Here is a 13,268-nt window from a genome sequence, read left to right on the forward strand (position 1 = left end):
TATGAGTGGTTTACATATAGACATTATTTCTTCAGTAGGAAGCTTAACCAATGGTATTTTTACATTACCAACAGAAGGAAATTTTAAAGTTTCAATAAAAGAATATCAAAACGAATTAAAAGCATTAAGCAAAAAATACTTCGAAGATACTTTTGCTCCTCAGAAATTAGAAGAAAAAAGAGACCTGCTTTTCGAAAAATACAAAACCGTTAAATGGGTTTGGTCACTTGTTCCAACTACAAAAAATTCTGATCCAAGTTTACTTATAGCAAACGAAAAATTTTTAGGTATAAATGAAGATGGTGAAAAAACATTTAATTTTCCACAACTGCTTGTCGGGGGTGGTATCATTTATCTAGAAGCTTTTCTTCCAGATCAACAACCAACAGGAAATACAGGGATTTTTGTGACAGCTAAAGGAAAGCCAAATTTTCTACGAACAGAATGGACAGATTTTAATAACAATCCGCTTGACAAAGCAACTGTAAAATATGGTTCGGAAGTTTTGCTACATGTCTACACCAAAGATCTGTATAATCAAAACATCCAAATTCAACTTTTTGACAAAGAAAAAGTTTTTGGAGATCGTCATCTTAATATTTCAGATCAATGGGATTTTCAACGAAAAGTAAAAAAGGGAGAACTACTAGCATTTGAATCATCTGAATCTGGCATTGGAGGAAATTTAATTGATCCTAGTACGAACAAATCTGTACAATTTGTGCAAAAAGTGGTCGTTAAAGTAAAAATAGAAAGCGCTTGGGAATATATTGTAAAAAACATACTAGGCAATAATGACATAGAAATTTATGCCAAAGTTTTTCACAATAAAGAAGAATTAAAAATCTTAGTAGAATCTCCCTTTCTTATTATAAAAGAAGATGGTAAATTGTATGACGAACCAGAAGAAGTAACCAACCAACCTGTTTTGGTAGATGATTCTTCCTTAGAAAACCAAAATGAAACGAAAGAATTAGTCAACTTTACATTTGGTATTTTCTTAGACGGAACATTAAACAATATGTACAACACAGAGCTTCGACAAAAAGCAAGTGGGGAAGCTGTACCAAACGCCTCAGGAATGGTAGTAGATGAAAAAGGTGCAAAAATTATTTACAAAGACATGAGTAGTAAAAAAGTATACAATGATCCTGAAAAAGGAGACACTAGCTTTGAAAATGATTTATCTAATCCTGCTATTTTATTTAAAAACTATACTGAAAAACCATCAGAAAAAATATTTAGAGTTTATACAGAAGGAATTGGATCCAATTCTGCTCCACAAAAACAAGGAGATGACCTTAAAACTGAAGACTATAAGAAAGATGATATGATGCAGGGTCCTGCTTTTGGGATGGGTACTGCAGGAATTAAAAATCGTGTTCGTGACTCGATTACTGATGTCGTAAGGTATATTGATGACAATCTTACAAAAGATAAAAAATTAGGAACTATCACTTTTGATGTATTTGGATTTAGTCGTGGAGCAGCAGCAGCTCGTCATTTTGTGCATATTGTAAAACATGCTGCTTACAAGCCAAATCAATCGTGGTTCCAAGGGGATAACGATTATGTAAAAGATTTACAAGGAAATAATGTAGATTCTACTAAATACTTTAATCAATTAATGCCTCGGTTTGGTGTATTGGGACAAAAATTAAATGATTTGGGTTTATTAGACGACCGTACCAAAGTTGATGTTCGTTTTGTAGGAATCTACGATACTGTACCTCACCATGGATTGTTCCAGTGGAATGACATTAAGGATTTAGGATTAGACAATGTGAACAAAGCAAACTATGTTGTACATATGATTGCAGGAGATGAACATCGTGCTAACTTTAGTTTAGTTGATATTTCTTCAGTTAACAAAACATCACCAGAAAGTGGACAAAAAGGAGGTATAGAAATTATGTACCCAGGTGTGCACTGCGATGTAGGAGGTGCTTATGTAGAAGGCTGGGGAGAAAACCCAACTCGTATTGAATCTGCTCCTATTAAACAGATGCTAGAACCCTATCGAGAAAAGCTAATACACCAAGGTTGGTTTAAGGAAAAACAAATTTTCATAAAATTTGACCCTTTAGCTGTTAGATTAATCGCTCACAATACCTTCCGTCTTGAAGCCAAGCGTGAACATCTAAGTAACCAATACAGTTATATCCCATTACATCTAATGAACGAAATTTATAAAAAAAGAGGCCTAACGACTATTAGTGAAGAAAAATTATTAGAATTTAAAAATTTCAGAGAAAATACATTGGTCAATGGTATTGAAGGAAACATTAATTTTCTTAATGGCATTAAAGCTATTTTACGAAAACAAACCTTTGATGGAGGACAACCATTGTTATTCAAAAAATACGAAACTTACAAAGAACCAGCTATCGTTCATGCTCCAGAAGACACAAAAGCAGGTGTGGATTGGCAAAAAAGACAACAAGAAGGTCAACTGCAACTAAATGCTAAGATAGATAAAGAAAACGAAGTAATCCGTTTTTTACGAAACCATTATTTGCATTGGAACGCCACATACAATATTGCCAATTTTCCAAATATTGAAAAAGGAATTAGAAAAAGAAATATACTCTAATGAAAATTACACTAATCTATTTGTTATGCTGTGTACTGACACTACAAGCATGCAGCCAAACAACAAAAAAAATGGAACAAGAACAATTTAACTACGCTGTTACATTCTCTGCACCAGAAGTATATCCAGCGGAAGTACATTATGGCTATCTTACCAATGATAAAAAAGAAATGGTAGCAGGTGTACCAAAAGCAGGATCTGTAGAAGGTGGATGGCAATATGATGGCACAAAAGCAGGACAAGGAGGAAACGAAATCCCTACACACCTCAATGTAACCTATGTTTCCTATGTTGATAAAAAATTCTATCAGGCAGACGTTAATTTACCCAAAGAAAAAATGTTACAACTCTTTAGACAAGGATTTGAAGTAGAAAAAAGAAAAGATGGTGGTTATTATTGGGAGTACTCTACATACAATGTCCTCAACATTGGTGCTGCTCCTGGTGGCGTGGTAGTAGTTTGGTTATCTGGAAATCATCATCGTACAGAAATAGGCCGTTACCAAGCAAAAGAAGTATTTGTAGATGTAAATGATTTTTATGATAATCCACATGCACGTACACAAAAAGGTTTTTTTGATGAATTATATAAAATTATGATTCCAGAAGAAACAAAAGCCAAAATTGACAAAGAAGGTGTACCGTATGGCTTGTGGGACAAGTACCGCGAAAAATATAAGTACCGTTTTGTTTTACAATCATATCATGAAGAGGACTACATAAAACAAGTATTTCGCATTAACTATAACGGAGAAAGCGAATACCTAAAAGCCAAAGAAGATGTAGAAAAATATAAAGAAGATAGTGTACCGTATGATGTCATATTCTTCTTTACAAAATATAATGTAGAGTTAAAATTTGATGATACTGAACTCCTAAATGCCTTTGAAACACTCAAAAAAGAATATCCTAACGAGCCAATCGATTTTGTCATCAAACCAGATTTTATGTACAAAAGTTACAAAGCATATGTTAAATGTAAAGACAAAACCATCGAATTAACCAAAGTAACGAGACGTTAAGTTGAAGACAAAACCATAGAATTAAAAAAGTAAAACTATAAAGACTTAGAAAAGAGTTTAAAATTTCATATTTACTTTAAAAGCCTATTTCGATATAAAAACACAAAATATGATTTCATTAATACTATTTATGCAAATAATAAGTTTAGTATTTTATTACATTTAGTTACTTTTATTATCGTATTTCCTACCTCCATCTATATGCTTATAAAAAAGAGAAGAAGATTAAAAAGAGAGAAATAAAAATTTAATCAAATAATTGATATTTAGTGGTATTCAGTAGATAATTTTAATATCTACAAATCCTTTTTCAAAAAAAAACTCACCGATGTGGTGAGTTTTTATCTTATTTATTTTGCCAACTTTGGTTGTCTTTGCGTTCGGATCTTTTTTTACCATTCTCAAAATTATATCCCAAACCTACACCCAATGTTTGTTTAAGCTGAGTTTTTTGGATTTGATTGTGATCATATAATAAATCTAGCGTGATATTAGAGGAAATGTACTTGTTGATTTTCATGTTCAAAACTGCTCCATAAGCCAAAACCAAATGATCCGGATGATCGAGATAATTTGAAAACACTGAAGCTGTATTTGTCAGGTTAATATTTTCCATCAATTTTACTTTGTAGATTGCTGTTCCTAAAAATCCAAATTGGAATAGAGAAGAATCCCCATTATTTTTCAGTCCATAAGTTCCTGCCGTCTGTAGATCTTTATCCAATACAAAAGTCCATCTTGCGTTTGCGGGCCTTAGTGTAACCGTAAGATTATCATTGGGTCTATAAGTCATGCCAGCACCTACATTTAGATATCCCGGAGCCATAAATTTAGAGATTTTTAGAGCCTCAGGATTATTACCGTCCTCATATCCTGCAGCAAATTGCGTTTGCAAACTAGCTCCCGCAGATACATACCAATTTTTGGCTACTTCTCTTCCATAGTTTGTAGATAGGTTGATAACATCTTGTGTCTTTCTTGTTCCTATCCCTTGCGTATTATTTTGTCCATACCCAAGAATAATGATGTTTTCCCAAAGATCTTTATTTTTTTCGTAGGTCAAATTATAATTTACCCCAGCAAGCCAACCTACATTATTAGCTCCACCGCCAACCCAATTGGAAAAGGCTGCCTGGTTTAGCATTAAGGTATTCTGCCCTTCAATAGACCACGCTTTGGTACTGTCTACTGCTGGAATATCCTTATTAGTTTCTTGCGCAAAGGATATAACCCCTATAGAAACAGCAAAAAGTAATAAAAGCTTTTTCATATATACATTGTTTTAAGTGCAAAAATAAAAATATATTTTCATTGAAAGAATAGTTATGGAAATTTGGTCGTATTATTAACAATAACAAGGGATTAAGCGAACTTCTATTGAATTACAAAAAATTTAATTTTGTTAAATAGATAAATTTATAATTTAATTATTAAAAAAAAATAAAACTTTTTGGCTGAATTTTTAACATAAAATAAAAATTATCGACAATTTTTCCGAAATTTATTCTTGGCTTTTGATTTGACAGTTTTCTATCATGTTTAAAAACGTAATTCACAAAAACGCAATCTTAATTCCTTTTCTCATGCTAGCAGCCATGTGGATAGGTTTTTTTCTACAATATCTTGGCTTTTTCTCTAGTTGTTTCGGTGCTATAATTCCATTGTTACCAGAAGGACTTATTGGTATTTTTACTTCACCTATATTACATGGTAATTTAGACCATATCGTAAGTAATTCTATTCCTATAGCTGTTTTACTTTTTTTATTATACCAATTTTATCCATTGGTAGCAAACAAAATCTTTATCTTAGGATGGTTAGCAACAGGATTATTATTGTGGATGCTCCCTCCTATTGATATACAAACGGGTGAATATGCTTATACATGTACCATTGGTGCTAGCGGCGTAGTTTACGTTTTGGCATTCTTCTTATTTTTTAGTGGTGTGTTTAAATGGAATGTGAAATTACTTACTATTTCACTTTTGGTGGTTTTGTATTATGGAAGCTTGATTTGGGGAATCTTCCCTGAAGAACTTTTCTACAATTTGCAAGAACCAAGTAAAATATCTTGGCAAGCTCATCTTTCTGGTGCAATTGTAGGTATACTTCTCGCCTATATTTTTAGGAATATCGGACATCAAAAAAAAAAGTATATCTGGGAATTTCCAAACTACTACAGCGAAAAAGATGATAAGCTTTGGCAAGAATATAAAGAAAATCATCCAGACGATTTCCTAGAACTGCCTTATAAAAAGAATGATGACCCTTGGGATTATTTGGAAGAAATAAGGAGGAAATAAAATAAAAACCAGATCTAGCATCTGGTTTTTATATTTTAAGCAAAAAAAAATGAACTCCAAAATTGGAATTCAAATTTAAAAAAACTATATCTCTATTTATTACTTTCTATTTGTAGGCATAAAATTCTATTCCATGATCATCATCATCATGATCTCCTTGTAGATTTCTATGATAATCAGAATAATAGTCATTGTATTTTTTATGCTTCTTGCTTAATACTTTTTTTACACTTAATAAACTTAATACCGCCAAAAGACCAACTCCGCTTGCCAGTAAAATTCTCACCTCTTTTTTCATATTTTGTCTTATTATTATTTTAACAAAAGCAAATAGTGTACCTTTTTAAAGAACTATATTATAAATTTTGTTAACATGATAAATTATTTTTCTACCCTATATTTTAGGTATTTGCCATTGCTAATGGTTTGAAAATTGTAGTTACCTATAACTCAACATCAACAATAAAATAATACTATGGAAAACTACAACGAAAAAGATAATATGTCTACGCTAAGCCAAGTGATGCAAACCATGGCAAAAAGAGGAATTACCAAGGAATACAGAATGAATGAGCAGGGAGAGATGAAATATGAAGGATCTGGCAATTCTTATCAACCTCAAGATTTATCTATAATTAAAAGTTATCGCTTCGAGGGCGATAGCAATCCAGATGATAACGCAGTTTTATATATTATAACAGACAAACAAGGTAATATCGGGATGATGATAGATTCTTATGGTGCGGAAAGCAATTACCCAGGAGAAAATTTTGATAATTTTGTCAGAGAAATTCCTATTACAGAATCAGACGAGTTTTAAAAGAGAAAATCATCTCTTAAATTTAATTATTTTTAAAATTGAGAGATGATTTTTTTTTATGATTAAATGGAAAGTTTATGCTATTCCTAAGGAGATAATGTATCCTTCATGACTTCTTACATTCATAAATGATCCCCCTTCAAAACTCAGATATTGCCCTTTTATCCCAACCAATTTTCCTTCAAATTCTGGTCTTTTATCTAATGTGAAAGAGATAATTTTTTCGGGTTTAGTATATGGGTAATCAAATTTCCATAAAGTTTCATCCTCAGAATAAAATTGTTTGAACTCTTCAGGAAAATATTCCTTTACCTTTTGCTGAAAATCTGCCAAATCTATTTCTCCTTCATACTCATCTTGCAACATTTTTCTCCAATTGGTTTTGTCGGCTAAATGTTCTTTTAGTGCCACTTCTATCATTCCTGCTTCATATCTATTTTCTGTTCTCGCAATAGGTAAAGCAAAGGTAGCACCTTGGTCTATCCATCGGGTTGGGATCTGAGAATTTCTAGTTACCCCTACTTTTACATCTCCTGTATATGATAGATATACGGTATGAGGTTGCAATTGTATGCCCTTTTCCACTTCAAGATCTCTTTCTGCTATACCCAAATGAGCTGTAGACAATTCTGGTTTTATAATGGTATCACTGGCATAGGGACTTTCAAAAAAGCAGCTTTTGCAGAATCCCATTCTAAATATAGGTTTATCCATACCACAGCTCACACACATGAAGCCTGTATGTTTTATAGAAATTTGCTTACCGATAAGCTCATTCATGTGGATAAGATCACCAGAAAGATTCAAATAATATTGAATCGGTTGTGCGTCGAAACTCGACATTTTTATGATTTGCCCTTGAAACTGCATGTTATTATAATACGATTAGTGAATAAAGATATCATTTTTAATTTATTAATATTAATAAAAATTATTACAGATTTATTGATATTATAAGTAATTTTATCATACCAAATTTTAATTATTATGAAAAATTACTACAAAATTTTACTTTTGATGGCAAATATATCTATTTTTGCCCAATCTAACATTTATTCCGAAAACTTCGGAAACCCTACTGCCACCACACCTATAACAACATATACGGGATACCAAAACACCTCTCCCATTGTTTATTCTGGCACTGCAGATCTTAGAACCTCTACTCCTTCTTCGGGATATACCGGCTCTAGTGCGAATGGATGCGTTTTTATTGGTGCCACTACTGCCACACCCGAAAAATCTTTAACCATAGAGGGTATTAATACCAGCAATTATAATAATATTACTTTGTCTTTTGGTCACCAAAAAGGAACCAATGCCTCTAGCAACGAACTTACGGTAGAAGTAAGCAATGATGGAACAACTTGGACACCTCTTAGCTACACCAGACCCACTGGTGCCAGTACATCAACTTGGCTCCTAATTACTCCCACGGGCAACATCCCCTCCACTCCTAATCTTAGAATAAAATTTAATAATCCTGTGAATTCTAATGTTGGTTTTAGGATTGACGATGTAAAATTAGTAGGATACACCACAGCACTTTCTACTCTAGAAAATAGTAAAAAGAGAACAATGCAGGTTTTTCCTACTATGGTGACAGACGGTATGCTCCATATAAAGTCCGATAAAACCACAGAACGTGAAATAAAAATATATGATTCTGTAGGTAAAATGGTAATGAATAAAAAAATGAATAATACCATTAACGTATCATCACTTCCTAAAGGAGTTTATCACTTAGAAATAAATGAAAATGATCAAGTAGAAATTCATAAATTTATTATTCAATAAAATTTGTGGTAAAGAATCTCCTCGGAGGTTCTTCTTTTTATTAAATCCCTTATATTCGCAAGACAAATTGAAAAAATGACTTATTTAGTAACCGGAGGAAGCGGATTTATTGGTTCTCACCTGATCGAAACATTATTAAAAAATGGACATTCTGTCATTAACATTGATAATTTTGATAATTTTTACGATTATTCAATCAAAATAATAAATACTTTACATTCTACACAAAATTTACCAGATTTCTCTTTTACAACTAAAGAATTAGATATAAAAAAGTTGCAAAAGGCTACTGAAAGCAACCAATATAGGCTTTACTATCAAGATATTAGAGATAAAAAATCGCTATCCGAACTCTTCAGAAATCACCAGATAGATCTAGTAATACACCTCGCTGCACTTGCGGGCGTTCGTCCTTCTATTGAAAAACCTTTAGAATATGAAGAGGTGAATGTAAGAGGCACTATGAACCTTTGGGAATTGTGTAATGAATTTGGGGTAAAAAAATTTATTTGTGCTTCTTCATCAAGCATTTATGGAAACAATGAGAAAACACCTTTTTCCGAAAGCGATATAGTAGATCAGCCTATTTCCCCATACGCTGCTACCAAAAGATGTGGTGAGATATTGGGACACGTATATCATAGTCTTTACAATATAGATATGATACAACTGAGATTTTTTACCGTATATGGCCCTAGGCAAAGACCTGATCTTGCTATACATAAGTTCACAAAGCTTATCTCAGAAAACAAGGAAATTCCATTTTATGGTGACGGGAGTACCGCACGCGACTATACCTACATAGACGATATCATAGAGGGAATTATAAAGTCTATAGACTACTTGGAAAATAAAAATGGCGTTTATGAAATCATCAATTTAGGAGAAAGTGAGGTTATTACGCTAGACAAAATGGTTTCTACTATAGAAACTTGCTTGAAAACTTCTGCCAATAGAAAACTTCTGCCAATGCAATCTGGTGATGTCCTAAACACCAATGCTGACATTACAAAAGCAAGACAATTATTAGGCTATCAACCATCTACAAACTTCCAAAATGGCATAAAAAAATTTGTGGAATGGTTTTTGAGAAAATGATAGAAATCTATCTCGATTATTACTATATAAATACTATAATTTGGGCATAGAAAAAATTTAATAAAAGATTTGAAAATCAAGTAGTAAAAAAAGTTTAAATTATAAGCGATTTTTATACTTTTGCAAAAAATAAATTATATGTACTGGACATTAGAATTAGCTTCCTATTTAAGTGACGCACCTTGGCCGATGACAAAGGCAGAACTTATCGATTATGCAATCAGAACTGGTGCACCAATGGAAGTAGTAGAAAACCTTCAAGCAATAGAAGATGAAGGTGAAGTGTATGATGCTATTGATGAGATCTGGAGTGACTATCCTACGGATGAAGATTACCTTTGGAACGAAGACGAATATTAATTAAAGAAAAGTATAAGCTTTAAGACAAAATCTTAGAGCTTTATATTTTTTAAATATCTATTTTGCGCAATTAGCGTGTTATTAAAAACGCTTGAAGTCATTGGCTTTGGGCATAAAGCAAATTATTTATGAGTTTTTTAAACAAAGTTCTTAAAGGGTTTTTGGGAGACAAAAAAGCGCAGGACCTAAAGGAAGTAAAAAAAGTTGTAACAAAAATCAAAGCTGTTGAACCAAACATTCAGCAATTGTCTGATGATGGCTTAAGAGAAATGACTGCTGAGTTTAAAAATAAAATAAAATCAGCTACCAATAACATTACAGTTCAGATAGAACAAATACAAGAGCAGATAAAAAATGCAACTAATGTTGACGAAAAAGAAGCTCTTTTCTCTAAAATAGAGGCTTTGAAAAAAGATTCTTATCAAATTGAAGAGAAAGTTCTAGGCCAAATTCTTCCTGAAGCTTTTGCGTTAATAAAAGAAACTTCTAGAAGATGGGCGCAAAATGGAGAAATCCGTGTAAAAGCTACGCCTACAGATATTGAATTGGCAGAAACTAAAGATTTTGTAGAAATACAAGGTGACCAAGCCGTTTGGAAAAACTCTTGGAACGCAGCGGGAACGCCTATCGTATGGGATATGGTGCATTATGACACCCAGTTTATTGGTGGGGTAATATTGCACAGTGGGAAAATTACTGAGATGGCAACCGGGGAAGGTAAAACATTAGTAGGTACACTACCTATTTACCTTAATGCGCTTCCAGAAAGAGGTGTACACGTAGTTACCGTGAATGATTATCTTGCCAAGAGAGACTCTGCGTGGATGGGACCATTGTACCAATTCCATGGGATGTCTATTGATTGTATTGATAACCACCAACCTAACTCTGATGGTAGAAGAAAAGCCTACAACTCTGATATTACTTACGGAACTAACAACGAATTTGGTTTCGATTATCTAAGAGATAACATGGTAACTTCCCCTACAGAATTGGTACAAAGAGAGCTTAACTTCGCTATCGTAGATGAGGTAGATTCTGTTTTAGTAGATGATGCAAGAACACCATTGATTATTTCAGGGCCTGTACCACAAGGTGACAGACAAGAATTCGATATCTTGAAGCCGTCTATTGATAGGATTGTAGAAGTACAGAAAAAAGCAGTTTCTGCAATCTTCAGTGAAGCTAAAAAACTGATTGCTGCAGGAAACACCAAAGAAGGTGGCTTCAAACTTTTACAAGCCTACAGAGGTTTACCAAAGAACAGACAGCTTATCAAATTTTTATCTGAAAGCGGTAATAGAGCTTTATTACAAAAAGTAGAAGCTCAGTATATGCAAGATAACAACAGAGAAATGCCAACTGTTGATAAAGACTTATACTTCGTAATCGAAGAAAAAAATAACCAAGTAGATCTTACTGACAAAGGGGTAGAATACATGTCTCAAGGTAATGAAGACAAGGACTTCTTCGTACTACAAGACATTGGTAGCGAAATTGCAGAACTTGAAGCCAAAAACCTTTCTAAAGAGGAAGAATTCGAGCAGAAAGAAAGGTTATTTAGCGATTTTGCTTCAAAATCTGAACGTGTACACACTTTAAGCCAATTATTAAAAGCTTATACTCTATTCGAAAAAGATGATGAGTATGTAGTGATAGATGGTGAAGTGAAAATTGTAGATGAGCAGACAGGTCGTATTATGGATGGAAGACGTTATTCTGACGGACTTCACCAAGCGATTGAAGCTAAAGAAAACGTGAAAATTGAGGCTGCAACTCAAACTTTTGCTACAGTAACGCTACAAAATTATTTCCGTATGTATAATAAACTAGCGGGGATGACGGGTACAGCAGAAACTGAAGCTGGAGAACTATGGCAAATCTACAAATTGGATGTAGTGGTAATTCCTACCAACCGCCCAATCCAAAGAGAAGACAGACAAGATTTGGTTTTCAAAACCAATAGAGAAAAATACAATGCTGTAATAGAAGAAATAGAAAGATTGACAGCAGCAGGAAGACCTGTATTGGTGGGTACCACTTCTGTAGAAATATCTCAGCTATTGTCTAAAGCATTATCATTAAGAAAAATACCTCACCAAGTATTGAATGCTAAGCTTCACAAAAAAGAAGCAGAAATTGTAGCTAGCGCTGGGCAACCAGGAGCCGTAACAATTGCAACCAATATGGCGGGTCGTGGTACCGATATAAAACTGACTAAAGAAGTAAAAGAAGCAGGCGGTTTGGCGATTATTGGTACAGAAAGACACGATTCTAGGCGTGTAGATAGACAGCTAAGAGGTAGAGCGGGACGTCAGGGAGATCCTGGTAGTTCTCAGTTTTATGTATCATTAGAAGATAACTTAATGCGTCTATTCGGTTCTGAAAGAATTGCTAAAATGATGGACAGAATGGGGCACAAAGATGGTGAAGTAATTCAGCATTCTATGATTTCAAAATCTATTGAAAGAGCTCAGAAAAAAGTAGAGGAAAATAACTACGGGGTTAGAAAAAAACTTCTAGAGTATGATGATGTGATGAACAAACAACGTGACGTCATCTACAAGAGAAGAAAGAATGCTTTGTTTGGCGATCACTTGAAGTACGATATTACAAACATGATTTTTGATGTTTCTAATTCTATCGTTGCGAAAGGTAAAGCATTAGGAAACTTCAAAGATTTTGAGTTTGAAATTATCAAAAATTTCACCATGGAATCTCCAGTGACTCAAACCGAATTCAATAACAAAAACGTACAAGAACTTACAGACATCTTATTTAAAGCTGCTGAGGCTGATTATAAGATGAAATTGGATCTATTGAAGCAGAAATCATTCCCAATTATCGAGAATGTTTATCAAAATCAAGGGTCTATGTTCAAGATGATTCAGGTACCATTCACAGACGGAACAAAAACGCTTACGATTGTTACAGATCTAAAAGAAGCACACGATTCTCAATGTGATACATTAATTAATGATTTCGAAAAAAATATTACTTTATCAATTATTGATGAAAACTGGAAACTTCACCTTCGTGAGATGGATGATCTCAGAAAATCTTCTCAAGGAGCAGTTTACGAGCAAAAAGATCCGCTTGTAATCTACAAACAAGAGTCTTTCCACCTTTTCAGTGAAATGGTAGACAAAATGAATAAAGAAATTATTTCGTTCTTATACAAAGGAGAAATTCCTGCATAAGAATTATAATTTCAATCAATCATAATAAAACTTCTTCCTTTTGGGAGAAGTTTTTTTTGTAAAATACAGCAGCTG

Annotated in this window: 11 protein-coding genes; 8 read left to right on the plus strand and 3 right to left on the minus strand. The window is 33.3% G+C overall.

Going from position 1 to position 13,268, the window contains the following annotated elements:
* Position 1 precedes the first annotated feature (1 nt).
* Together ACKI42_RS06985 and ACKI42_RS06990 are read left to right on the plus strand one after the other, a co-directional pair.
* Positions 2-2,593, plus strand: a complete 2,592-nt coding sequence (locus tag ACKI42_RS06985) for a T6SS phospholipase effector Tle1-like catalytic domain-containing protein (protein ID WP_407403842.1) — start codon at positions 2-4, stop codon at positions 2,591-2,593.
* 71 nt (positions 2,594-2,664) lie between these two features.
* Entirely contained in the window at positions 2,665-3,615 is a 951-nt protein-coding gene (locus ACKI42_RS06990) for a DUF2931 family protein (RefSeq protein WP_407403844.1), read from the plus strand.
* A gap of 346 nt (positions 3,616-3,961) precedes the next feature.
* Here the strand turns inward: ACKI42_RS06990 and ACKI42_RS06995 are convergent, their stop codons facing one another.
* Positions 3,962-4,885: a DUF3078 domain-containing protein gene (locus ACKI42_RS06995; protein WP_407403846.1), complete on the minus strand. Its 924-nt coding sequence runs from the start codon at positions 4,883-4,885 to the stop codon at positions 3,962-3,964.
* A 265-nt stretch (positions 4,886-5,150) separates the two neighbouring features.
* Between ACKI42_RS06995 and ACKI42_RS07000 the strand changes: the two genes are divergently transcribed.
* On the plus strand, positions 5,151-5,918 hold the full coding sequence (locus ACKI42_RS07000; protein ID WP_407403848.1) for a rhomboid family intramembrane serine protease: 768 nt from the start codon (positions 5,151-5,153) through the stop codon (positions 5,916-5,918).
* A gap of 106 nt (positions 5,919-6,024) precedes the next feature.
* On the opposite strand, the gene ACKI42_RS07005 is transcribed toward ACKI42_RS07000, so the two are convergent.
* Complete coding sequence (locus ACKI42_RS07005) at positions 6,025-6,216, minus strand: hypothetical protein (protein WP_407403850.1); 192 nt, start codon at positions 6,214-6,216, stop codon at positions 6,025-6,027.
* A 177-nt stretch (positions 6,217-6,393) separates the two neighbouring features.
* On the opposite strand from ACKI42_RS07005, the gene ACKI42_RS07010 reads away from it, so the two are divergent.
* Positions 6,394-6,738, plus strand: coding sequence for a hypothetical protein (locus ACKI42_RS07010; protein WP_407403852.1), 345 nt, complete (start codon positions 6,394-6,396; stop codon positions 6,736-6,738).
* 75 nt (positions 6,739-6,813) lie between these two features.
* On the opposite strand, the gene ACKI42_RS07015 is transcribed toward ACKI42_RS07010, so the two are convergent.
* The gene (locus ACKI42_RS07015; protein WP_407403854.1) at positions 6,814-7,608 is read right to left on the minus strand and encodes a DUF2797 domain-containing protein; all 795 of its coding nucleotides are present in this window, start codon (positions 7,606-7,608) and stop codon (positions 6,814-6,816) included.
* A gap of 117 nt (positions 7,609-7,725) precedes the next feature.
* Between ACKI42_RS07015 and ACKI42_RS07020 the strand changes: the two genes are divergently transcribed.
* The 4 genes from ACKI42_RS07020 (at position 7,726) to secA (ending at position 13,193) form a co-directional block, all read left to right on the plus strand.
* Positions 7,726-8,535, plus strand: a complete 810-nt coding sequence (locus ACKI42_RS07020) for a T9SS type A sorting domain-containing protein (protein ID WP_407403856.1) — start codon at positions 7,726-7,728, stop codon at positions 8,533-8,535.
* 75 nt (positions 8,536-8,610) lie between these two features.
* Positions 8,611-9,633 (plus strand): GDP-mannose 4,6-dehydratase, encoded by a 1,023-nt coding sequence (locus ACKI42_RS07025; protein ID WP_407403858.1) that lies wholly within the window; start codon positions 8,611-8,613, stop codon positions 9,631-9,633.
* Positions 9,634-9,771: 138 nt separating this feature from the next.
* A complete protein-coding gene (locus ACKI42_RS07030) occupies positions 9,772-9,993 on the plus strand; it encodes a DUF2795 domain-containing protein (protein WP_034709134.1) in 222 nt (73 codons plus the stop codon).
* 128 nt (positions 9,994-10,121) lie between these two features.
* Complete coding sequence (secA, locus tag ACKI42_RS07035; protein ID WP_407403860.1) at positions 10,122-13,193, plus strand: preprotein translocase subunit SecA; 3,072 nt, start codon at positions 10,122-10,124, stop codon at positions 13,191-13,193.
* Positions 13,194-13,268: the final 75 nt, after the last annotated feature.

This window comes from Chryseobacterium sp., from assembly GCF_045629545.1.
Taxonomy (GTDB): domain Bacteria; phylum Bacteroidota; class Bacteroidia; order Flavobacteriales; family Weeksellaceae; genus Chryseobacterium.

Excerpts from the sequence above, each read along its gene's own strand:
- ACKI42_RS07000 (WP_407403848.1), top strand. The coding sequence starts at position 5,151 with ATGTTTAAAAACGTAATTCACAAAAACGCAATCTTAATTCCTTTTCTC.
- ACKI42_RS07025 (WP_407403858.1), top strand. The coding sequence starts at position 8,611 with ATGACTTATTTAGTAACCGGAGGAAGCGGATTTATTGGTTCTCACCTG.
- ACKI42_RS06990 (WP_407403844.1), top strand. The coding sequence starts at position 2,665 with ATGGAACAAGAACAATTTAACTACGCTGTTACATTCTCTGCACCAGAA.
- ACKI42_RS07015 (WP_407403854.1), bottom strand. The coding sequence starts at position 7,608 with ATGCAGTTTCAAGGGCAAATCATAAAAATGTCGAGTTTCGACGCACAA.
- ACKI42_RS07005 (WP_407403850.1), bottom strand. The coding sequence starts at position 6,216 with ATGAAAAAAGAGGTGAGAATTTTACTGGCAAGCGGAGTTGGTCTTTTG.
- ACKI42_RS06985 (WP_407403842.1), top strand. The coding sequence starts at position 2 with ATGAGTGGTTTACATATAGACATTATTTCTTCAGTAGGAAGCTTAACC.
- ACKI42_RS06995 (WP_407403846.1), bottom strand. The coding sequence starts at position 4,885 with ATGAAAAAGCTTTTATTACTTTTTGCTGTTTCTATAGGGGTTATATCC.
- secA (WP_407403860.1), top strand. The coding sequence starts at position 10,122 with ATGAGTTTTTTAAACAAAGTTCTTAAAGGGTTTTTGGGAGACAAAAAA.
- ACKI42_RS07030 (WP_034709134.1), top strand. The coding sequence starts at position 9,772 with ATGTACTGGACATTAGAATTAGCTTCCTATTTAAGTGACGCACCTTGG.
- ACKI42_RS07020 (WP_407403856.1), top strand. The coding sequence starts at position 7,726 with ATGAAAAATTACTACAAAATTTTACTTTTGATGGCAAATATATCTATT.
- ACKI42_RS07010 (WP_407403852.1), top strand. The coding sequence starts at position 6,394 with ATGGAAAACTACAACGAAAAAGATAATATGTCTACGCTAAGCCAAGTG.